The sequence below is a fragment of the Nocardioides sp. InS609-2 genome (genome assembly GCF_023208195.1).
GTDB lineage: Bacteria > Actinomycetota > Actinomycetes > Propionibacteriales > Nocardioidaceae > Nocardioides.
In genome coordinates, this window is record NZ_CP060034.1 from 1,849,502 (window position 1) to 1,866,988 (window position 17,487).

Below are 17,487 nucleotides of genomic sequence, written 5' to 3' on the forward strand. Positions count from 1 at the left end.
CCCCGCAGGCGCACCTGCTACCCCCTGAATCGCTACAACTCTCGCCCGAGCGTAAGCAGTCGACGAACTACGAACAAGTTCCCGGGATCGTGTTCCGTACTCCGGTCGCCGCTTCCACACTATTGTCGGTGCACCGGCACAATGTCGGGGGGCTTTGCAAATGTCTGGCCGGAACGAGGGGGCAGCGTGGTCGTGGAGACCCGGTACGCCGCGGGTGGCGGCGTGCTCCTCGGTGCCGGCGAACACTGGCTGCTCATGACCGACCCCGGTGACGAGCAGGTCCTCGAGCGGCTGTGGTCCGCGCTCGGGGACGGCCCGCGTGCGGCCGAGGAGGTGCTCGGCATCGTCGAGACCGCCTTCGGCGGTGAGCCCCCGGCACTGGTGCTCATCGACCTCACCCCGGGCACCGGCCAGACCGTCTCGCTCGGCAGCGGCCGGGTCCACGTCGAGGGCACCGCCCGGCTCATCTCCCTGGGTGGCGAAGGCATCCGCGCATCGGGGCCGTCGACCGAGCCGCTGCGCCGGTTCATCGGCGGCGTCGTCGCCGCCCAGCGGGCCGAGATCCGCCCGCTCCGACCCAAGGTCGTCAGCGCCGGCACCGGCACTCCCGCCAGCAACGCGCCCGCGCCGGTCGCGGGCATGATCGACGGCATCCCGCAGGCGATCCTGGAAGCTCGCGGGCCCGAAGGTGCGCCGGCGCCGCGGCCCCGACGACTGCGTCCGGTGCTCACCGCCGAATCCGGTCCCCGTGACACCAGCGAGCCCGACCCCCTTTTCAACGAGCGCATCGTCGGCGCCTCCGCCGAGGTCACCGAGAGCCGGCCCGACGACCACGCCAATGCCCCGGCACCCGCCGTCACCGCGTCGTACGACGACCAGACGGCCGCCGTACCCGCACACAGCGGCGAGCCCGTGGGCACGACCGGATCGGCCGGTACGACCGGCACCCGCCCGGCCGGCTCTCCCGTCGAGGAGCACGACCACGACGGTTCGACCGTGTACCGCTCCGGCGGGCCTGAGCACCTCGCCTCCTCGACCGGCGAGACCGTGCAGGCGGTGTGGTGCCCGGACGGCCACATGACTCCACCCGACTCACCGCTGTGCCGGGTCTGCCGCAAGCAGGTCGCGCCCCAGGCGGCCCAGCGGGTGTCCCGGCCGACCCTGGGTGGCCTGCGCCTGCCGACGGGTGAGGTCGTGCCGCTCGACCGCGGCGTCGTGCTCGGCCGGCGCCCCGCGCCGGTCCCCGGCAGCGGCGACTGGCCGCACCTGGTGCACCTCTCGGCCGAGCACACCTATGTCTCCCGCCTGCACGTGCAGATCGAGCTCGACGGATGGCTCGTCATCGCCCGCGACCTCGGGTCGCGCGGCGGGACCACCCGGAAGGTGCCCGGGCGGCCACCGGAGAAGATGGTCCCCGACGAGTCCTATGTCATCGAGCCCGGCCACGCGCTGGACCTCGCCGATGTCTACGAGGTCCGCTACGAAGTCGGGCCAGAGGTCACTTTGTGAGTGACCTGCACCTTGGGGAGAAGTCATGAGCGCGCCCGTCATTCCGGGATACACGTTTGTCGAGCATCTCGGCAGCGGCGGATTCGCCGACGTGTTCCTCTACGAGCAGGACTGGCCGCGCCAGCGGGTGGCCGTCAAGGTCGTGCGCCCCGACGTACCCCTCGACGACCGCGAGAAGGGGCTGTTCGCGGCCGAGGCCAACGCCATGGCCCGGCTCGCCGACCACCCCTACATCGTCTCGGTGATCACGGCCGGCATCACCCACGACTCGGGGCGACCGTTCCTGGTCATGCGCTACTGCCCCCCGCCCGACCTCGGGGTGCGAGTGCGGTCCAACCCGATGGCGCCCATCGACGCGCTGAGCACCGGCATCAAGCTCGCCAGCGCCATCGAGACCGCCCACCGCTCGGGCATCCTGCACCGCGACATCAAGCCGAGCAACGTGCTGGTCACGACCTACCACGAGCCCGCGCTCACCGACTTCGGCATCGCCGGCCACATCCACGACGTCGCCGGCGAGAGCGACGTCCGGATCTCCTACCCGTGGTCGCCGCCAGAGATGCTCGACGGTCGCTCCAACGGCACGGTGCACTCCGACGTCTACTCGCTCGGCGCGACGATCTGGCACCTGCTGGTCGGCCGCTCGCCGTTCTCGATCCCCAACGGCGACAACTCCACGCGCGCCCTGTCGGCGCGCATCCTGCACGCCACTCCCCCGGCGACCCAGCGTCCCGACGTACCCCCGGCCCTCGACCGGCTTCTGCAGCAGTGCCTGGCCAAGAACCCCGCCCACCGGCCGCAGACCGCCCTCGAGCTGGCCCGCTCGTTGCAGCGCATCGAGTCCGACGCCGGCTTCCCACGCACGGCGGTCGCCGTCGAGGGAGACCGGTCGGACGCCGCTGTCGCAGCCCCGAGGCCCGAGACCGACGACGACCACACGGTGATGAAGGCGGTCACCGTCATCTCGGCGTCGGGTCCGCGCACCGTGGCGCCGGCAGCCCAACGCGCCGAGGACGAGAAGCAGTCCCGCGGCAGCATCGTGTGGGCGGTCGTGGCCGCGGTGGCCGTGGTGGCGATCATCGGCGGACTCATGCTCAAAGGCGATGGCGGCAACGACGAGCCCGACCCCGGGCCGACCTCGCCGACCACTCCCCTCGACATCCTGCCGTCCGCCGTCGACCAGCCGCCCACCCTCACGGCCGAGCGCACTGCGCGCGGCGTGCGCTTCCGCTGGACCGCCCAGGACATCCAGCCGGGCGACCAGTGGGTGTGGCAGCGCCTCGACACCGAGGAGACCCGGCGTACGACCAAGCAGTCAGCGATCATCCGGGCCGACGCCGACGTGTGCCTCGAGGTCCGCCTCCAGCGCGGCGGCGAGGACTCGCCGCTGGCTCAGGCCTGCGGCTGAGGCTGCTCGCCGCGGCGCGGGGACGCCGAGGCAGTCGATCCGGATGGACTGCTCAGGTCAGTCGTCTTCCCAGTCGCGACGCGGGCCGGTCGCGGCGTCCTGCTCGGCGTCGGTCATCTTGCTGGACGCCCACAGGCTGACGACAGCCGTGACGGCGAGCGTGCCGATGATGATCACGAGCGAGAGCCAGATCGGGATGTCAGGCGCCCACGAGATGTGCTCGCCACCGTTGATGAACGGGAGCTCGTTCTCGTGCATCGCGTGCAGGATCAGCTTGACGCCGATGAAGCCGAGCAGGACCGCCAGGCCGTACGACAGGTAGATCAGGCGCTGCAACAGCCCACCGATGAGGAAGTAGAGCTGTCGCAGGCCCATCAGCGCGAAGATGTTGGCGGTGAACACCAGGTAGGGGTCGCGGGTGAGCCCGTAGATCGCCGGGATCGAGTCGAGGGCAAACAGCAGGTCGGTGGTGCCGAGCGTCAGCACGACGAGGAACATCGGCGTGATGAGGCGCTTGCCGTTCTCGGTGGTGAAGAGCTTGGTCCCGTTCCACTCCTTGGTGGCCGGCAGGTGATTCTCGGCGAACTTCACGAGGCGGTTCTCCTCGTACTCGTCCTCGTCCTCGCCGCCCTCCTTCGCGAGCTTCCAGGCCGTGTAGACCAAGAAGAGCCCGAAGATGTAGAACACCCAGCTGAACTGGTTGATCGCCGCAGCGCCGACCACGATGAAGATCGCGCGCATGACCAGGGCCAGCACGATGCCGATCATCAGCGCCGTCTGCTGGAGCTTCCGGGGTACGGCGAAGCTGTTCATGATGATGATGAAGATGAACAGGTTGTCGATCGAGAGGGAGTACTCGGTCAGCCAGCCGGCGAAGAACTCGGGGCCCGGGCTGGGCGAGTTCTCGTGCGGCGAGGCGAACAGCCAGAGGCAGACACCGAACACGACGGCCAGGCCGATGAAGAAGGCCAGGTGCCTGCTCACCTCCGGCATCGTCGGCTCGTGCGGGCGGCGGGCGATGATCAGCAGGTCGACCAGCAACAGACCCAGGGTCACGACGATCGTGATGAGCCAGACAGTGGGTGAGGCGACCGAGCCTTCGACGATGGAACTCACGTGGGAGCTTCTCCTCCGGAGTGGACAGGTGCCGGTACGCGGGGGCGCGGACCGGTGCATGCTCCGGAGGTCTCTTCCGCTCGATCACGATGCTTCGTGCGAGCCAATGGCACCGGGTACGGACCAACCGGCCCGCGCCGTACTGACGACACCATCGCGACGGGAATACTCCCCTCCTGATGGGCCCATGCTCTCACGCGACGAGTGGCTCGTGCGAACTCGCCCGCTCCCGGTCGAACGGGTCAGCGTCCACCGAACGGGACGCCGAGCTCCTTGAGCCGCTGCTCGCCGCCATCGAGGGCGGTGAGCACCCAGGCACCGCGCGGGGTCATCGTGAAGGTGTTCTCGGAGTGGGCCGACAACGAGCCGTCGATGGTGACGACGGTCCAGTCGTCCTCGAGGACCTCGGTGTCGGGCCGGCCGAGGGTGATCATCGGCTCGACCGCGAGGGCCAGGCCCTCGACGATGCGGGGGCCACGACCGGGGCGGCCGTAGTTGGGCACGTTGGGTGGCTGGTGCATCTCGGAGCCGATGCCGTGTCCGACGTAGTCCTCGAGGATCCCGAACTCGCCGGCGCTGCGGACGTACTGCTCGATGGCGTGCGAGATGTCGGTGACGCGCCCGCCGAGACGCGCGGCAGCGATGCCACGCCACATCGACTCCTCGGTGACCTGCATCAGCTTGACGGCTGCCGCGCTCACCTCGCCGACCGGCACCGTGACCGCCGCGTCGCCGTGCCAGCCGTTGACGATGGCGCCGCAGTCGATCGAGATGACGTCGCCCTCGACCAGTGCCCGGTCACCGGGGATGCCGTGGACGACCTCGTCGTTGACCGAGGCGCAGATGGACCCGCTGAAGCCGTGATAGCCGAGGAACGACGGCGTGCCCCCGCCGGAGCGGATGGCGTCGTCGGCGATGGCGTCGAGCTCACCGGTCGTGACGCCCGCCCTCACCGAGGACCGCAGGAGCTCCAGGGTGGAGCCGACCAGCAGACCGGCGACGCGCATGGCGTCGATCTGGTCGGGCGTCTTGATCTCGATGCCGCGGTCGCGCAGTCCCATCAGATCCCTCTCCCCAGAACACTCACTGGTGTTTCGAGACGGCTCCCGCACCCGCTCGCTTCGCTCGCGTGTACGCCGGGCCTCCTCAACCTTCTCGCCTCTCGCGCGTCCCTCACAGGCTCGGTCCGCACGGGCGTTAACTCTGTGGAACGACGTCCAGCGCTTCGAAGATGCGCTGGGTGACCTGGTCGACCTCGCCCATGCCGTCGAGCTCGATGAGGAGACCCCGGTCGCGGTAGACGCCGATGAGCGGCTCGGTCTGCTCGGTGTAGAGCTCCTGACGACGACGGATGACGTCCTCGGTGTCGTCGGCGCGGCCCTCGAGCTCAGCGCGCTGCAGGAGCCGCTGCACGATCTCGTCCTCGTCGACGGTGAGCACCACGACGGCGTCGAGGGCGTGACCGGTGAACTTGATCATCCCGTCGAGCTCTTCGACCTGGGCCAGCGTGCGCGGGTAGCCGTCGAGCATGAAGCCGGGGTCGGCGTCGGGCTCGTCGATCCGGTTGCGGACCATCTGGTTGGTGACCTCGTCGGGAACGTACTCGCCGGCGTCCATGAAGTGCTCTGCCTTGACACCGAGCTCGGTCCCGGCAGAAACATTGGCACGGAAGATGTCGCCGGTGGAGATCGCGGGGATGCCGAAGTGGTCGGCGATGAACTTGGCCTGAGTGCCCTTCCCGGCTCCCGGCGGGCCCATGATGATGAGTCTCATTTAACGCAGGAACCCTTCGTAGTTGCGCTGCTGGAGCTGACTCTCGATCTGCTTCACCGTGTCGAGTGCGACGCCCACCATGATCAGGATGGAGGTGCCGCCGAACGGGAAGTTCTGGGTTGCCCCGATCATCGCGAACGCGACGAGCGGGATCAACGAGATGAGACCGAGGTAGAGCGCGCCCGGGAAGGTGATCCTGGACAAGACATAGGACAGGTAGTCCTCGGTCGGCTTGCCCGCGCGGATGCCGGGAATGAAGCCGCCGTACTTCTTCATGTTGTCGGCCACTTCTTCGGGGTTGAAGGTGATCGACACGTAGAAGTAGGTGAAGAAGATGATCAACGCGAAGTAGGTCGCCATGTAGAGCGGGTGGTCGCCACCCACGAGGTAGCGGTTGACGAACGTGAGCACCGGGTTGGTGGAGGTCTGGTTGAACTGCACGGCCATCGCCGGCAGGTAGAGCAGCGACGACGCGAAGATGACCGGGATGATGCCGGCCTGGTTGACCTTGAGCGGGATGTACGTCGAGCTGCCGCCGAACATCTTGCGGCCGACCATCCGCCGGGCGTACTGGACCGGGATGCGACGCTGGGCCTGCTCGATGAAGATGACGCCGGCGATGATGACCAGGCCGATGACCAAGACGATGCCGAACACCCACCAGCCGTTGGTCTGCTGGACGCTCCACAGAGCCTGCGGGAAGGTCGCGACGACCTGGGTGAAGATGAGGATCGACATGCCGTTGCCGATGCCGCGGTCGGTGACGAGCTCGCCGAGCCACATGATGACGGCGGTGCCTGCGGTCATGGTGATGACCATGATCAGGAACGTGGAGGTGCTGTTGCTGTGCAGGAGATCCACGTTGCAGCCCTGGAGCAGTCGTCCCGAGCGCGCCAACGCCACGATGCCGGTCGCCTGGAGGAGGGCGAGGCCCAGGGTGAGGTAACGGGTGTACTGGGTGATCTTGGTCTGCCCCGACTGGCCCTCCTTCTTCAGCGCTTCGAGCCGCGGGATGACCACGACGAGCAGCTGCAGGATGATGCTGGCGGTGATGTAGGGCATGATCCCGAGCGCGAAGATCGTCAGCTGGAGCAGTGCTCCGCCCGAGAACATGTTGACCAGGCTGTAGAGCCCGGAGTTCTCGACGTCGCTGAGGCACGACTGCACGTTGGCCACGTTGACTCCGGGCGCGGGCACCTGCGAGCCGAGCCGGAACACCGTGATGATCAGCAGCACGAACAGCAGCTTGCGCCGCAGGTCCGGCGTGCGGAAAGCGTTGGCAAACGCGCCTAGCACTGGATCCTCTTTCTCATTGGGTCAGTGGTCTTGCCGAGCACAACCACCGGTAGGTCCATCGGCACGACTCGTCGTCGACGAGTTGGCGTCAGGGCCCGGGGAAGCCTAACAGGAAGCCCCGCACCGCCAGACATGCAGTACGGGGTCCGACCTGCCGCGTTCACACGGCAGGACGAACCCCGCACCTACGTCGGTACGACGATGCCTCAGGCAACCGTCGCAGTGCCGCCGGCGGCCTCGATCTTGTCCTTCGCAGAGCCGGAGAACGCGTTGACGCTCACCTGGACCGCAACGGAGATCTCGCCCTGGCCGAGCACCTTGACGGGGTGGCCCTTGCGGACGGCGCCCTTGGCGACCAGCGTGTCGACGGTGACGTCGCCACCGTCGGGGAACAGCTCGCCGAGCTTGTCGAGGTTGACGACCTGGAACTCCACCTTGAACGGGTTCCGGAAGCCCTTGAGCTTCGGGAGACGCATGTGCAGTGGAGTCTGACCGCCCTCGAAGGTGGCCGGGACCTGGTAGCGGGCACTGGTGCCCTTGGTGCCGCGGCCGGCAGTCTTGCCCTTGGAGCCCTCACCACGACCGACGCGGGTCTTGGCAGTCTTGGCGCCGGGCGCCGGGCGCAGGTGGTGCAGCTTGAGCGTCATGTCAGCTCACTTCCTCGACCGACACCAGGTGACGGACGGTGTGGACCATGCCGCGGATCTCCGGGCGGTCCTCCTTGACGACGACGTCACCAATCCGCTTGAGACCGAGAGTGCGCAGGGTCTCGCGCTGGTTGGCCTTGCAGCCGATCGTTGACTTCTTCTGCTGGACCTTCAGCTGTGCCATCAGGCCGACACCTCCGCCGCCTGCTCGGCACGCGCCCGCAGGATCGCGGCCGGGGTGACCTGCTCGACGGTGAGGCCACGACGTGCGGCGACCTGCTCGGGCTCTTCCAGCATCTTCAACGCCGCCACGGTCGCGTGGACGATGTTGATCTGGTTGGAGGAACCGAGCGACTTGCTCAGGATGTCGTGGATGCCGGCGCACTCGAGAACTGCACGCACCGGACCGCCCGCGATCACGCCGGTACCGGGCGCAGCCGGGCGCAGCATGACCACGCCTGCGGCCTTCTCACCCTGGACCGGGTGCGGGATCGTGCCCTGGATGCGGGGAACCTTGAAGAATGCCTTCTTCGCTTCCTCGACACCCTTGGCGATCGCCGCGGGGACTTCCTTGGCCTTGCCGTAACCGACGCCGACCATGCCGTCGCCGTCGCCGACGATCACGAGGGCGGTGAAGCTGAAGCGACGACCACCCTTGACGACCTTGGCGACACGGTTGATGGCTACGACTCGCTCGATGTAGGCAGACTTTTCAGCTCCGCCGCCACGACGGTCGTCGCGCTGACGACGGTCGCCCGAGCCACCGCTGCGCTGTCCGCGCTGGGCTCCGCTCATGAGATGTGCTCCATATCTAAGTTCTCTCTCTTGCCGCGTTGACTTGCGATCAGAACGCCAGTCCGCCCTCACGGGCGGCGTCAGCGAGGGCCGCAATGCGGCCGTGGTACTTGTTGCCGGCGCGGTCGAAGACCACGTCCTCGACTCCTGCAGCCTTGGCGCGCTCGGCGAGCAGCTCGCCGACCTTCTTCGCCTTGGCAGTCTTGTCGCCCTCAGTGGAGCGCACGTCGGCCTCCATGGTCGAGGCGTAGGCAAGCGTCTGACCGACGAGGTCGTCCACGACCTGTACGGAGATGTGCCTGGCCGACCGGGTGACGACCACGCGCGGGCGCTCGGTCGTTCCGGAGATCTTCTTGCGGCCACGCATCTGGCGACGAAGGCGCGACTTGGTGCGCGCCGACGTGTGCTTGTTGTTTGACAGGGAGATAGCCATGGTTACTTACCGGCCTTTCCGACCTTGCGGCGGATGTGTTCGCCGGAGTAGCGCACACCCTTGCCCTTGTAGGGCTCAGGCTTGCGCAGCTTGCGGATCTTGGCGGCCACCTCACCGACAAGCTGCTTGTCGATGCCGACGACGCCGAGCTTGGTCGGGCCGTCGACGGTGAAGGTGATGCCTTCGGGTGCGTCGAACGTGATCGAGTGCGAGTAGCCGAGCTGGAACTCCAGCTGCGTCGGGCCCTTGGGGAGGACCCGGTAACCCACACCGACGATTTCGAGCTTCTTCTCGTACCCCTCGGTCACGCCCACCACCATGTTGTTGATCAGGGTGCGGGTCAGTCCGTGGAGCGAGCGGCTGATGCGGTTGTCGTCGGGGCGCTTGACCTCGAGGACGCCGTCATCACCCTTGTCTACGGTGATCGGGGCTGCGACGGAGTGCGCGAGCGTGCCCTTGGGACCCTTGACGGTCACCAGGGAGTTGTCGATCTGCACGTCCACCGCGGCCGGGACCGTGATCGGGAGCTTGCCGATTCGCGACATGTTCTTCTCTCCTTCTCTGGTCTCGGATTACCAGACGTAGGCGAGGACTTCCCCACCCACGCCCTTCTTGTTTGCCTGGCGGTCGGTCAGCAGTCCCTGGCTCGTCGAGATGATCGCGACGCCCAGTCCGCCGAGCACCTTCGGGAGACCCGTGTGCTTGGCGTAGACCCGGAGGCCGGGCTTGCTGATGCGGCGAACGCCTGCAATGGAGCGCTCTCGGTTGCGGCCGTACTTGAGGGTGATGCTGAGCTTCTTGCCCACTTCGCCCTCTGCCGGCTCGGCGACGTCGTAGGAGGCGATGTAGCCCTCCTGCTGGAGGATCTCCGCGACGCCTTCCTTGAGCTTGCTGTACGGCATCGACACATCGTCGTGGAACGCCTGGTTGGCGTTGCGCAGACGCGTGAGCATGTCTGCGATCGGGTCAGTCATCGTCATGGTGTGGCCGTTTCTCTCTTCTGTGGTTTCCCGCCCGGGGGCGAGACCTTCAGCGGTTGTGGTGGTGAATGATCACCACGAGGACTTGGTGACGCCGGGCAGCTCGCCGCGGTGAGCCATCTCGCGCAGGCAGATACGGCACAGGCCGAACTTGCGGTAGACAGCCTTGGGACGGCCGCAGCGCTGGCAGCGGGTGTAGCCGCGCACAGCGAACTTCGGCTTGCGGGCGGCCTTGACCCTGAGTGCAGTCTTCGCCATGTCAGTTCTCCTTGAACGGGAAGCCGAGCTGCTTGAGCAGCGCGCGGCCCTCGTCGTCGTTGGTGGCGGTGGTCACGATGGTGATGTCCATGCCACGCGACCGGTCGATCCTGTCCTGGTCGATCTCGTGGAACATGACCTGCTCGGTCAGACCGAACGTGTAGTTGCCGCGGCCGTCGAACTGCTTGGGCGAGAGCCCGCGGAAGTCGCGGATACGCGGCAGGGCGAGCGAGAGCAGGCGGTCGAGGAACTCCCACATGCGGTCGCCGCGCAGCGTGACGTGAGCGCCGATCGGCATGCCCTCACGCAGCTTGAACTGCGCGATGGACTTGCGGGCCTTCGTGACGAACGGCTTCTGGCCGGTGATCGCGGTGAGGTCCTTGATGGCACCCTCGATCAGCTTCGAGTCGCGAGCAGCCTCGCCGACACCCATGTTGACCACGATCTTGGTCAGGCCGGGCACCTGCATGACGTTCTTGATCTCGAACTCAGACTGCAGCGCGGGGATGATCTCCTCGCGGTAGCGGGCCTTGAGTCGGGGAGCGGTAGTGGTCTCAGCCATCTCAGATGTCCTTCCCGGACTTGCGCGAGATCCGGACACTGCGCTGGGCGGTGTACTCGGACCCGTCAGGGCGGCGCTTGGTGACCTCGTCGCGGCGGAAGCCGATGCGGGTGACGCCGTCACCCTCGACCAGCATCACGTTGGAGACGTGGATCGGGGCCTCGGCGGTGATGATGCCGCCGGTGGTGCCGGCGCGACCGCCCTGGTTCTGGACCTTGGTGTGCCGCTTGATGCGGTTGACACCCTCGACGAGGACCCGCTGCTCCTCACGAAGCACCTGGATAACCTTGCCTTCGGCGCCCTTGTCCTTGCCGGCGATGACCTTGACGGTGTCGCCCTTCTTGATGCTCACAGAGTTCTTCTTCGGCTTGCTCTGGTGGTTACTCATCACAGCACCTCCGGGGCCAAAGAGATGATCTTCATGAACTTCTTCTCGCGCAGCTCGCGGCCGACCGGGCCGAAGATGCGGGTGCCTCGCGGCTCGCCATCGCTCTTGAGGATGACGGCAGCGTTCTCGTCGAAGCGGATGTAGGAGCCGTCTGGACGACGACGCTCCTTGACCGTTCGCACGATGACCGCCTTGACGACGTCACCCTTCTTCACGTTGCCACCGGGGATCGCGTCCTTCACGGTGGCGACGATCGTGTCGCCGATGCCGGCGTAGCGACGACCAGAGCCACCGAGAACACGGATGCAAAGGATCTCCTTCGCACCGGTGTTGTCGGCGACCTTGAGTCGCGACTCCTGCTGGATCATTGGTTTCTCCTGGTTGTCGAGCTGGTTCTCGCCGCCCTCCCGGGCGGACGAGCCTTGCCGAACTTGTTATGGAAATCGTGGGGCCGGGCGGCCAGGGGTTCACACCCCTGGATCACTTGGCCTTCTCGAGGACCTCGATGACGCGCCAGCGCTTCGTTGCGGACAGGGGACGGGTCTCCATGATCCGGACCCGGTCGCCGATGCCGCACTCGTTAGTCTCGTCGTGCGCCTTCAGCTTGGACGTACGCCGCATGACCTTGCCGTAGAGCGCGTGCTTGACGCGGTCCTCGACGGTCACGACGATCGTCTTGTCCATCTTGTCGCTGACGACGAGACCCTCGCGGACCTTGCGCGCCTTGCGCTGCTCGACCTTCTCGGTGCCGTCGCTCATGCGGACGCCTCTTCCTTGTTGCTCGCACCCGGGGTGGACCTGATGCCGAGCTCGCGCTCACGCACCACGGTGTAGATCCGGGCAATGTCCTTCTTGACCGTGCGGAGGCGGCCGTGGCTCTCCAGCTGGCCGGTGGCCGCCTGGAACCGCAGGTTGAACAGCTCCTCCTTGGCCTCGCGCAGCTTGGCCTCGAGGTCGGAAGCGTTCATGTCATCGAGCTCGAATGCGCTCAACTTGTCGCTCATCAGAATTCACCAGCCTCGCGGGAGATGAACCGGCACTTCAGGGGCAGCTTGTGCATCGCGCGGCGCATGGCCTCGCGAGCGGTCACCTCGTCCACACCGGAAAGTTCGAACATGACGCGGCCGGGCTTAACGTTCGCCACCCACCACTCGGGTGAACCCTTACCGGAACCCATGCGGGTCTCGGCAGGCTTCTTGGTCAGCGGCCGGTCCGGGTAGATGTTGATCCAGACCTTTCCGCCTCGCTTGATGTGGCGGGTCATGGCGATACGTGCCGACTCGATCTGTCGGTTGGTCACGTAGGAGCCTTCGAGCGCCTGGATACCGAAGTCGCCGAAGGCGAGCTTCGTTCCGCCCTTGGCGGCACCGGTCCGGTTGGGGTGGTGCTGCTTGCGGTGTTTGACACGACGGGGCATCAACATGGGTCAGGCCTCCCCAGTGGTCGAAGTGGTCGCAACCTCGGCGGCCGGGGCCTCGGTCGCTGCCGGAGCAGCGGCCTCGGCGGGCGCGTCGGTGCGAGGGGCAGCAGCGCCGCGGTCACCGCGGGTGCCACGACTCGGGCGCTCGCCGCCACGGCTGGGGCGTCCGCCACCAGCGCCGCCGGCGCCACCGCGACCCGGAGCACCGGCGCGGGCGGCCTGCTGGGCCTGACGCTCGGCGCGGGTTGCGGCAACCTCGCCCTTGTAGATCCAGACCTTCACGCCGATGCGACCGAAGGTCGTCTTGGCCTCGTAGAAGCCGTAGTCGATGTCGGCACGCAGGGTGTGCAGCGGCACGCGGCCCTCACGGTAGAACTCCGTGCGGGACATTTCGGCACCGTTGAGACGGCCCGAGCACTGGATCCGAATGCCCTTGGCACCGGAGCGCATCGAGGTCTGCATCGCCTTGCGCATGGCACGACGGAACTGCACACGACCTGTCAGCTGCTCGGCCACGCCCTGGGCAACCAGCTGCGCGTCGATCTCGGGGTTCTTGACCTCGAGGATGTTCAGCTGGACCTGCTTGCCGGTGAGCTTCTCGAGCTCTCCGCGGATGCGGTCGGCCTCGGCGCCACGGCGACCGATCACGATGCCGGGACGCGCGGTGTGGATGTCCACACGGACGCGGTCACGGGTGCGCTCGATCTCGACCTTGGAGATGCCGGCCCGCTCCATGCCCTTGGAGAGCAGCTTGCGGATCGCGACGTCCTCGCCGACGTACGCCTTGTAGAGCTTGTCGGCGTACCAGCGGCTCTTGTGGTCGGTGGAGATGCCCAGGCGGAAGCCATTCGGGTTGATCTTCTGGCCCATCAGGCGGTCCGTCCCTTCTTCTCGGTCTTCTGCACGGCGACGACATCAGCCGGCTGAACGACCAGGGTGATGTGGCTGGTGCGCTTGTTGATGCGCGTGGCGCGGCCCTGTGCTCGCGGACGCCACCGCTTCATGGTGGGGCCCTCGTCGACGCGGGCGACGGAGACGACCAGGCCGCTCGCGGAGAGGCCTTCAGTGCCCTCTGCGTTGGCGATCGCGCTCTCCAGCACCTTGTAGACGGTCTCGGACGCGGACTGCGGCGCGAACTGCAGCAGCGCCAGGGCGTCGTCGACAGCCATGCCGCGGACCATGTCGACGACACGGCGGGCCTTCATCGGGGTGATGCGCACGTAACGCGCGGTCGCGAAGGAACCTGGCTGGTCACCCAGCAGGGACTCGCGGCGGGCGCTGGTGCGCCGGCGCTCTTCGACACTCATCGACGACGTCCCTTCCGGTCTTCCTTCACGTGCCCGCGGTAGGTGCGGGTGGGAGCGAATTCACCGAGCTTGTGGCCGACCATCGAGTCGGTCACGAAGACGGGAACGTGCTTGCGACCGTCGTGCACGGCGATGGTGTGACCGATCATGTCGGGCACGATCATCGACCGGCGGGACCAGGTCTTGATGACGTTGTGGCTGCCCTTCGCGTTCTCGGCGTCCACCTTCTTCTGAAGGTGGTCATCGATGAAGGGGCCCTTCTTCAGGCTGCGAGGCATTGTCGGTTACTTCCTACCCTTGCCGGACTTGCGACGACGGATGATCTGGGAGTCGCTGGCCTTGCGCTTGCGCGTGCGGCCCTCGGGCTTGCCCCAGGGGGACACCGGGTGACGTCCACCGGACGTCTTGCCCTCACCACCACCGTGCGGGTGGTCGACCGGGTTCATGACGACACCGCGGACGGTCGGGCGCTTGCCCTTCCAGCGCATGCGGCCGGCCTTGCCCCAGTTGATGTTCGACTGCTCGGCGTTGCCGACCTCGCCGATGCTGGCGCGGCAGCGCACGTCGACAAAGCGCATCTCGCCGGACGGCATGCGCAGCGTGGCGCGCGAGCCTTCCTTGGCGACCAGCTGGGCCGAGATGCCCGCGGAACGGGCGATCTTGGCGCCGCCGCCGGGACGCAGCTCCACACAGTGGATCGTCGTACCGACCGGGATGTTGCGCAGCGGGAGGTTGTTGCCGGGCTTGATGTCGGCGTTGGGGCCGGACTCCACGGGCGTGCCCTGGGTCAGGTCCTTCGGCGCGATGATGTAGCGCTTCTCGCCATCGGCGTAGTGCAGCAGCGCGATGCGAGCGGTGCGGTTGGGGTCGTACTCGATGTGAGCGACCTTGGCCGGCACGCCGTCCTTGTCGTAGCGACGGAAGTCGATGACGCGGTAGGCACGCTTGTGACCGCCACCCTGGTGCCGGGTGGTGATCCGGCCCTGGTTGTTGCGGCCGCCCTTCTTGGGCAGCGGGCGCGTCAGCGACTTCTCCGGCGTGGTCCGGGTGATCTCGACGAAGTCGGCCACGGACGAGCCACGACGGCCCGGGGTGGTCGGCTTGTACTTGCGGATAGCCATATCAGTTCCTATTCAGCCCGGTCAGGAGACCGGACCTCCGAAGATGTCGATGCGGTGACCCTCAGCGAGGCTGACGATGGCGCGCTTGGTGTCCTTGCGCTTGCCCAGGCCCGTGCGGGTACGACGCGTCTTGCCGATGCGGTTGATCGTGTTGACCGACGTCACCTTGACGTTGAACACCTTCTCGACCGCGATCTTGATCTCGGTCTTGTTGGCGTCCGGACGGACGATGAAGGTGTACTTGTTGGCGTCGAGGAGGCCGTAGCTCTTCTCCGACACGACCGGCGCAATCAGGATGTCGCGGTGGTCCTTGTGCAGGGTGCTCACTTGTCGCCCTCCTTCTTGGTGCCGGCCTTGATGAAGCCAGCGGCCTCGGCGTCGGCGGCAGACTTGAACCAGAACTCGGCGACCGTGGCGTCGTACCACTGGCCGTCGGGCTCGTGGTAGAGACCGGAGTCGGCGTTGCCCTTGACCTCGTAGCCCTTAGGAGCGTTGCCGCTCTTGAGGGGAGCCTTCGCGCCCTTGGGCAGCTCGGCCTTCGCCTCGTCGGCGTCATCGGTGTCCACCGCGGCGAACGCGACGGGCTCGGCGACAGCAGCGGCAGGAGCCTTGGCCGTCTTGGGCAGCTTGCCAGGACGGTCGGAGGAACCGGCGGTCTTCGAGATGAACGCGTCGTACGCGCCCTGGGTGAAGACCACGTCGTCGCTCGCGAGGACGTCGTAGGTGTTGAGCTGGTCGACGGCCACGATGTGCACCTGCTGCGCGTTGCGCAGTGAGAGCCAGGTGAGGGTGTCGGTGCGCTCGAGCACGACGAGGTAACGCACGCGGTCGGTCAGGCTCGCCAGCGAGGCCAGCGCCACCTTGGTTGAGATCTTGTCCGCCACCAGGGAGTCGACCACGTGGATGCGGCCGTCGCGGGCCCGGTCGGAGAGGGCGCCACGCAGGGCGGCGGCCTTCATCTTCTTGGGCGTGCGCTCGCTGTAGTCGCGCGGCTTGGGGCCGTGCACGATGCCACCACCGGCGAACTGGGGCGCACGGGTCGAGCCCTGACGGGCGCGGCCGGTGCCCTTCTGCTTGTGAGGCTTGCGGCCACCGCCGCGAACCTCGCCGCGACGCTTGGTGCTGTGCGTGCCCTGGCGGGCAGCAGCCTGCTGGGCCACGACGACCTGGTGGATCAGCGGGATGTTGACCTCGACGTCGAAGATCTCGGCGGGAAGGTCGACCTTGAGGGTCCCCTTGGATGCAGTAGCCATGTCCTCAGACTCCCGTCTTCTTGGCGGCGGAGCGCAGCACCACGAGTCCACCCTTGGGGCCGGGAACGGCACCCTTGAGGAGGATCAGGCCCTTGGCAGCGTCGACGGCGTGCACGGTGACGTTCTGGGTGGTGACGGTGTCACTACCCATCCGGCCGGCCATGCGGGTGCCCTTGAAGACGCGGCCCGGGGTGGCGCAGGCGCCGATCGAGCCGGGCTTGCGGTGGTTGCGGTGGGCACCGTGGGAGGCGCCGACGCCGTGGAAGCCGTGACGCTTCATGACACCGGCGAAGCCCTTGCCCTTGCTGGTGCCGGTGATGTCGATCTCTTCACCGGCGGCGAACAGCTCGGCGCTGAGCTCCTGGCCGATGGAGTACGACGCGGCGTCTGCGGTGCGGATCTCCACCAGGTGGCGGCGCGGGGTGACCCCGGCCTTGGCGAAGTGGCCGGCCGACGGCTTGGTGACCTTGCGGCCCTCGATCTCGCCGAACCCGACCTGGATGGCGTTGTAGCCGTCGGTCTCGGGCTGGCGGACCTGGGTGACCACGTTGGTGGTCGCCGCGATCACGGTGACGGGGACGATCTTGTTGTTCTCGTCCCAGAGCTGGGTCATGCCGAGCTTGGTGCCCAGCAGGCCCTTCACATTGCGTTCAAAAGTGGCAGTCATGTCAACAACCTCAGAGCTTGATCTCGATGTCGACACCGGCAGGCAGGTCGAGACGCATCAGGGAGTCGACCGTCTTCGGCGTCGGGTCGATGATGTCGATGAGGCGCTTGTGGGTGCGCATCTCGAAGTGCTCGCGCGAGTCCTTGTACTTGTGGGGCGAGCGGATGACGCAGTACACGTTCTTCTCGGTCGGCAGCGGCACGGGGCCGGCGACCTTCGCACCCGTACGGGTGACGGTGTCCACGATCTTGCGCGCCGAGGTGTCGATCACCTCGTGGTCATAGGCCTTGAGCCTGATGCGGATCTTCTGTCCCGCCATAGGTAGCTCGTCCTCTTCGATCTCGTACCTCCGGCTCGCCCGGTGGTACCGCGTGCTGGTCTGTCTCGATACGTCCTCGGGTGAGGCCGTCCCGCCTGTCTCTCCGCCGCACGGCCCACCCCCGAGGTCGGGCGTGTCGCGCATTTCGCACGGCACGGGACCGAAGGTTCTGACTCTTGATGTGTGGCGCCCGACGGTTCGTCGGGCTGATCGGGTCTCCGTGTCAGGTGCGGCC

The 17,487-nt window shown here is 67.1% G+C and carries 27 protein-coding genes; 2 read left to right on the forward strand and 25 right to left on the reverse strand.

Translation table 11 applies throughout. The features are described from left to right. Nucleotides 1–186 precede the first annotated feature (186 nt). Nucleotides 187–1,509 (forward strand): hypothetical protein, encoded by a 1,323-nt coding sequence (locus tag H4Q84_RS09655; protein WP_248583177.1) that lies wholly within the window; start codon nucleotides 187–189, stop codon nucleotides 1,507–1,509. Between the two features lie 25 nt (nucleotides 1,510–1,534). Continuing rightward, nucleotides 1,535–2,917: a serine/threonine-protein kinase gene (locus H4Q84_RS09660; RefSeq protein ID WP_248583178.1), complete on the forward strand. Its 1,383-nt coding sequence runs from the start codon at nucleotides 1,535–1,537 to the stop codon at nucleotides 2,915–2,917. A 57-nt stretch (nucleotides 2,918–2,974) separates the two neighbouring features. Here the strand turns inward: H4Q84_RS09660 and H4Q84_RS09665 are convergent, their stop codons facing one another. The 25 genes from H4Q84_RS09665 to rpsJ all read right to left on the reverse strand — a co-directional run bounded on the left by H4Q84_RS09665 (nucleotide 2,975) and on the right by rpsJ (nucleotide 17,252). Continuing rightward, nucleotides 2,975–4,033, reverse strand: a complete 1,059-nt coding sequence (locus tag H4Q84_RS09665; protein ID WP_248583179.1) for a TerC/Alx family metal homeostasis membrane protein — start codon at nucleotides 4,031–4,033, stop codon at nucleotides 2,975–2,977. A 242-nt stretch (nucleotides 4,034–4,275) separates the two neighbouring features. Beyond that, nucleotides 4,276–5,097 (reverse strand): type I methionyl aminopeptidase, encoded by an 822-nt coding sequence (gene map, locus H4Q84_RS09670; RefSeq protein WP_248583634.1) that lies wholly within the window; start codon nucleotides 5,095–5,097, stop codon nucleotides 4,276–4,278. Nucleotides 5,098–5,230: 133 nt separating this feature from the next. Then, a complete protein-coding gene (locus H4Q84_RS09675) occupies nucleotides 5,231–5,806 on the reverse strand; it encodes an adenylate kinase (RefSeq protein ID WP_248583180.1) in 576 nt (191 codons plus the stop codon). Next, the gene (gene secY / locus H4Q84_RS09680) at nucleotides 5,807–7,102 is read right to left on the reverse strand and encodes a preprotein translocase subunit SecY (RefSeq protein WP_248583181.1); all 1,296 of its coding nucleotides are present in this window, start codon (nucleotides 7,100–7,102) and stop codon (nucleotides 5,807–5,809) included. It abuts the gene before it with no gap. Nucleotides 7,103–7,308: 206 nt separating this feature from the next. Then, a complete protein-coding gene (rplO, locus tag H4Q84_RS09685) occupies nucleotides 7,309–7,749 on the reverse strand; it encodes a 50S ribosomal protein L15 (protein WP_248583182.1) in 441 nt (146 codons plus the stop codon). Nucleotide 7,750: 1 nt separating this feature from the next. After that, the gene (gene rpmD, locus H4Q84_RS09690) at nucleotides 7,751–7,933 is read right to left on the reverse strand and encodes a 50S ribosomal protein L30 (protein WP_248583183.1); all 183 of its coding nucleotides are present in this window, start codon (nucleotides 7,931–7,933) and stop codon (nucleotides 7,751–7,753) included. After that, the gene (rpsE, locus tag H4Q84_RS09695; protein ID WP_248583184.1) at nucleotides 7,933–8,544 is read right to left on the reverse strand and encodes a 30S ribosomal protein S5; all 612 of its coding nucleotides are present in this window, start codon (nucleotides 8,542–8,544) and stop codon (nucleotides 7,933–7,935) included. The genes rpmD and rpsE overlap by 1 nt, the downstream gene beginning before the upstream one ends. 49 nt (nucleotides 8,545–8,593) lie before the next feature. After that, nucleotides 8,594–8,977, reverse strand: a complete 384-nt coding sequence (gene rplR / locus H4Q84_RS09700; RefSeq protein WP_248583185.1) for a 50S ribosomal protein L18 — start codon at nucleotides 8,975–8,977, stop codon at nucleotides 8,594–8,596. Nucleotides 8,978–8,979: 2 nt separating this feature from the next. Then, nucleotides 8,980–9,522, reverse strand: a complete 543-nt coding sequence (rplF, locus tag H4Q84_RS09705; protein WP_248583186.1) for a 50S ribosomal protein L6 — start codon at nucleotides 9,520–9,522, stop codon at nucleotides 8,980–8,982. A 27-nt stretch (nucleotides 9,523–9,549) separates the two neighbouring features. Next, a complete protein-coding gene (rpsH, locus tag H4Q84_RS09710) occupies nucleotides 9,550–9,957 on the reverse strand; it encodes a 30S ribosomal protein S8 (RefSeq protein ID WP_248583187.1) in 408 nt (135 codons plus the stop codon). 72 nt (nucleotides 9,958–10,029) lie between these two features. Continuing rightward, the gene (locus H4Q84_RS09715) at nucleotides 10,030–10,215 is read right to left on the reverse strand and encodes a type Z 30S ribosomal protein S14 (protein ID WP_028636399.1); all 186 of its coding nucleotides are present in this window, start codon (nucleotides 10,213–10,215) and stop codon (nucleotides 10,030–10,032) included. 1 nt (nucleotide 10,216) lies between these two features. Further along, on the reverse strand, nucleotides 10,217–10,777 hold the full coding sequence (gene rplE, locus H4Q84_RS09720; protein WP_248583188.1) for a 50S ribosomal protein L5: 561 nt from the start codon (nucleotides 10,775–10,777) through the stop codon (nucleotides 10,217–10,219). Between the two features lies 1 nt (nucleotide 10,778). Further along, complete coding sequence (gene rplX / locus H4Q84_RS09725; protein ID WP_248583189.1) at nucleotides 10,779–11,165, reverse strand: 50S ribosomal protein L24; 387 nt, start codon at nucleotides 11,163–11,165, stop codon at nucleotides 10,779–10,781. Further along, nucleotides 11,165–11,533 (reverse strand): 50S ribosomal protein L14, encoded by a 369-nt coding sequence (gene rplN, locus H4Q84_RS09730; protein ID WP_179666773.1) that lies wholly within the window; start codon nucleotides 11,531–11,533, stop codon nucleotides 11,165–11,167. The genes rplX and rplN overlap by 1 nt, the downstream gene beginning before the upstream one ends. Before the next feature lie 112 nt (nucleotides 11,534–11,645). After that, a complete protein-coding gene (gene rpsQ, locus H4Q84_RS09735) occupies nucleotides 11,646–11,924 on the reverse strand; it encodes a 30S ribosomal protein S17 (RefSeq protein WP_248583190.1) in 279 nt (92 codons plus the stop codon). Further along, nucleotides 11,921–12,169: a 50S ribosomal protein L29 gene (gene rpmC, locus H4Q84_RS09740; protein WP_282580327.1), complete on the reverse strand. Its 249-nt coding sequence runs from the start codon at nucleotides 12,167–12,169 to the stop codon at nucleotides 11,921–11,923. Before rpmC ends, rpsQ begins: the two co-directional genes overlap by 4 nt. Next, entirely contained in the window at nucleotides 12,169–12,588 is a 420-nt protein-coding gene (gene rplP / locus H4Q84_RS09745) for a 50S ribosomal protein L16 (RefSeq protein WP_248583191.1), read from the reverse strand. The genes rpmC and rplP overlap by 1 nt, the downstream gene beginning before the upstream one ends. Nucleotides 12,589–12,591: 3 nt before the next feature. Further along, complete coding sequence (gene rpsC, locus H4Q84_RS09750; protein ID WP_248583192.1) at nucleotides 12,592–13,455, reverse strand: 30S ribosomal protein S3; 864 nt, start codon at nucleotides 13,453–13,455, stop codon at nucleotides 12,592–12,594. After that, a complete protein-coding gene (gene rplV / locus H4Q84_RS09755) occupies nucleotides 13,455–13,892 on the reverse strand; it encodes a 50S ribosomal protein L22 (protein ID WP_248583193.1) in 438 nt (145 codons plus the stop codon). The genes rpsC and rplV overlap by 1 nt, the downstream gene beginning before the upstream one ends. Further along, nucleotides 13,889–14,170: a 30S ribosomal protein S19 gene (rpsS, locus tag H4Q84_RS09760; RefSeq protein WP_091109718.1), complete on the reverse strand. Its 282-nt coding sequence runs from the start codon at nucleotides 14,168–14,170 to the stop codon at nucleotides 13,889–13,891. The genes rplV and rpsS overlap by 4 nt, the downstream gene beginning before the upstream one ends. Before the next feature lie 6 nt (nucleotides 14,171–14,176). Continuing rightward, nucleotides 14,177–15,013, reverse strand: a complete 837-nt coding sequence (gene rplB / locus H4Q84_RS09765; RefSeq protein WP_248583194.1) for a 50S ribosomal protein L2 — start codon at nucleotides 15,011–15,013, stop codon at nucleotides 14,177–14,179. Nucleotides 15,014–15,034: 21 nt separating this feature from the next. Continuing rightward, the gene (rplW, locus tag H4Q84_RS09770) at nucleotides 15,035–15,340 is read right to left on the reverse strand and encodes a 50S ribosomal protein L23 (protein ID WP_248583195.1); all 306 of its coding nucleotides are present in this window, start codon (nucleotides 15,338–15,340) and stop codon (nucleotides 15,035–15,037) included. Continuing rightward, complete coding sequence (gene rplD, locus H4Q84_RS09775) at nucleotides 15,337–16,266, reverse strand: 50S ribosomal protein L4 (protein ID WP_248583196.1); 930 nt, start codon at nucleotides 16,264–16,266, stop codon at nucleotides 15,337–15,339. The genes rplW and rplD overlap by 4 nt, the downstream gene beginning before the upstream one ends. 4 nt (nucleotides 16,267–16,270) lie before the next feature. After that, nucleotides 16,271–16,933, reverse strand: coding sequence for a 50S ribosomal protein L3 (rplC, locus tag H4Q84_RS09780; protein ID WP_248583197.1), 663 nt, complete (start codon nucleotides 16,931–16,933; stop codon nucleotides 16,271–16,273). Between the two features lie 10 nt (nucleotides 16,934–16,943). Next, a complete protein-coding gene (gene rpsJ, locus H4Q84_RS09785; protein ID WP_008360994.1) occupies nucleotides 16,944–17,252 on the reverse strand; it encodes a 30S ribosomal protein S10 in 309 nt (102 codons plus the stop codon). Nucleotides 17,253–17,487: the final 235 nt, after the last annotated feature.

What these genes read in the sequence shown, in the direction of transcription:
- H4Q84_RS09660 (WP_248583178.1), top strand. Translation starts at nt 1,535, where the DNA reads ATGAGCGCGCCCGTCATTCCGGGATACACGTTTGTCGAGCATCTCGGC.
- H4Q84_RS09675 (WP_248583180.1), bottom strand. Translation starts at nt 5,806, where the DNA reads ATGAGACTCATCATCATGGGCCCGCCGGGAGCCGGGAAGGGCACTCAG.
- rplO (WP_248583182.1), bottom strand. Translation starts at nt 7,749, where the DNA reads ATGACGCTCAAGCTGCACCACCTGCGCCCGGCGCCCGGCGCCAAGACT.
- rpmD (WP_248583183.1), bottom strand. Translation starts at nt 7,933, where the DNA reads ATGGCACAGCTGAAGGTCCAGCAGAAGAAGTCAACGATCGGCTGCAAG.
- rpsE (WP_248583184.1), bottom strand. Translation starts at nt 8,544, where the DNA reads ATGAGCGGAGCCCAGCGCGGACAGCGCAGCGGTGGCTCGGGCGACCGT.
- rplR (WP_248583185.1), bottom strand. Translation starts at nt 8,977, where the DNA reads ATGGCTATCTCCCTGTCAAACAACAAGCACACGTCGGCGCGCACCAAG.
- rplF (WP_248583186.1), bottom strand. Translation starts at nt 9,522, where the DNA reads ATGTCGCGAATCGGCAAGCTCCCGATCACGGTCCCGGCCGCGGTGGAC.
- rpsH (WP_248583187.1), bottom strand. Translation starts at nt 9,957, where the DNA reads ATGACGATGACTGACCCGATCGCAGACATGCTCACGCGTCTGCGCAAC.
- H4Q84_RS09715 (WP_028636399.1), bottom strand. Translation starts at nt 10,215, where the DNA reads ATGGCGAAGACTGCACTCAGGGTCAAGGCCGCCCGCAAGCCGAAGTTC.
- rplE (WP_248583188.1), bottom strand. Translation starts at nt 10,777, where the DNA reads ATGGCTGAGACCACTACCGCTCCCCGACTCAAGGCCCGCTACCGCGAG.
- rplX (WP_248583189.1), bottom strand. Translation starts at nt 11,165, where the DNA reads ATGAGTAACCACCAGAGCAAGCCGAAGAAGAACTCTGTGAGCATCAAG.
- rplN (WP_179666773.1), bottom strand. Translation starts at nt 11,533, where the DNA reads ATGATCCAGCAGGAGTCGCGACTCAAGGTCGCCGACAACACCGGTGCG.
- rpsQ (WP_248583190.1), bottom strand. Translation starts at nt 11,924, where the DNA reads ATGAGCGACGGCACCGAGAAGGTCGAGCAGCGCAAGGCGCGCAAGGTC.
- rpmC (WP_282580327.1), bottom strand. Translation starts at nt 12,169, where the DNA reads ATGAGCGACAAGTTGAGCGCATTCGAGCTCGATGACATGAACGCTTCC.
- rplP (WP_248583191.1), bottom strand. Translation starts at nt 12,588, where the DNA reads ATGTTGATGCCCCGTCGTGTCAAACACCGCAAGCAGCACCACCCCAAC.
- rpsC (WP_248583192.1), bottom strand. Translation starts at nt 13,455, where the DNA reads ATGGGCCAGAAGATCAACCCGAATGGCTTCCGCCTGGGCATCTCCACC.
- rplV (WP_248583193.1), bottom strand. Translation starts at nt 13,892, where the DNA reads ATGAGTGTCGAAGAGCGCCGGCGCACCAGCGCCCGCCGCGAGTCCCTG.
- rpsS (WP_091109718.1), bottom strand. Translation starts at nt 14,170, where the DNA reads ATGCCTCGCAGCCTGAAGAAGGGCCCCTTCATCGATGACCACCTTCAG.
- rplB (WP_248583194.1), bottom strand. Translation starts at nt 15,013, where the DNA reads ATGGCTATCCGCAAGTACAAGCCGACCACCCCGGGCCGTCGTGGCTCG.
- rplD (WP_248583196.1), bottom strand. Translation starts at nt 16,266, where the DNA reads ATGGCTACTGCATCCAAGGGGACCCTCAAGGTCGACCTTCCCGCCGAG.
- rplC (WP_248583197.1), bottom strand. Translation starts at nt 16,933, where the DNA reads ATGACTGCCACTTTTGAACGCAATGTGAAGGGCCTGCTGGGCACCAAG.
- rpsJ (WP_008360994.1), bottom strand. Translation starts at nt 17,252, where the DNA reads ATGGCGGGACAGAAGATCCGCATCAGGCTCAAGGCCTATGACCACGAG.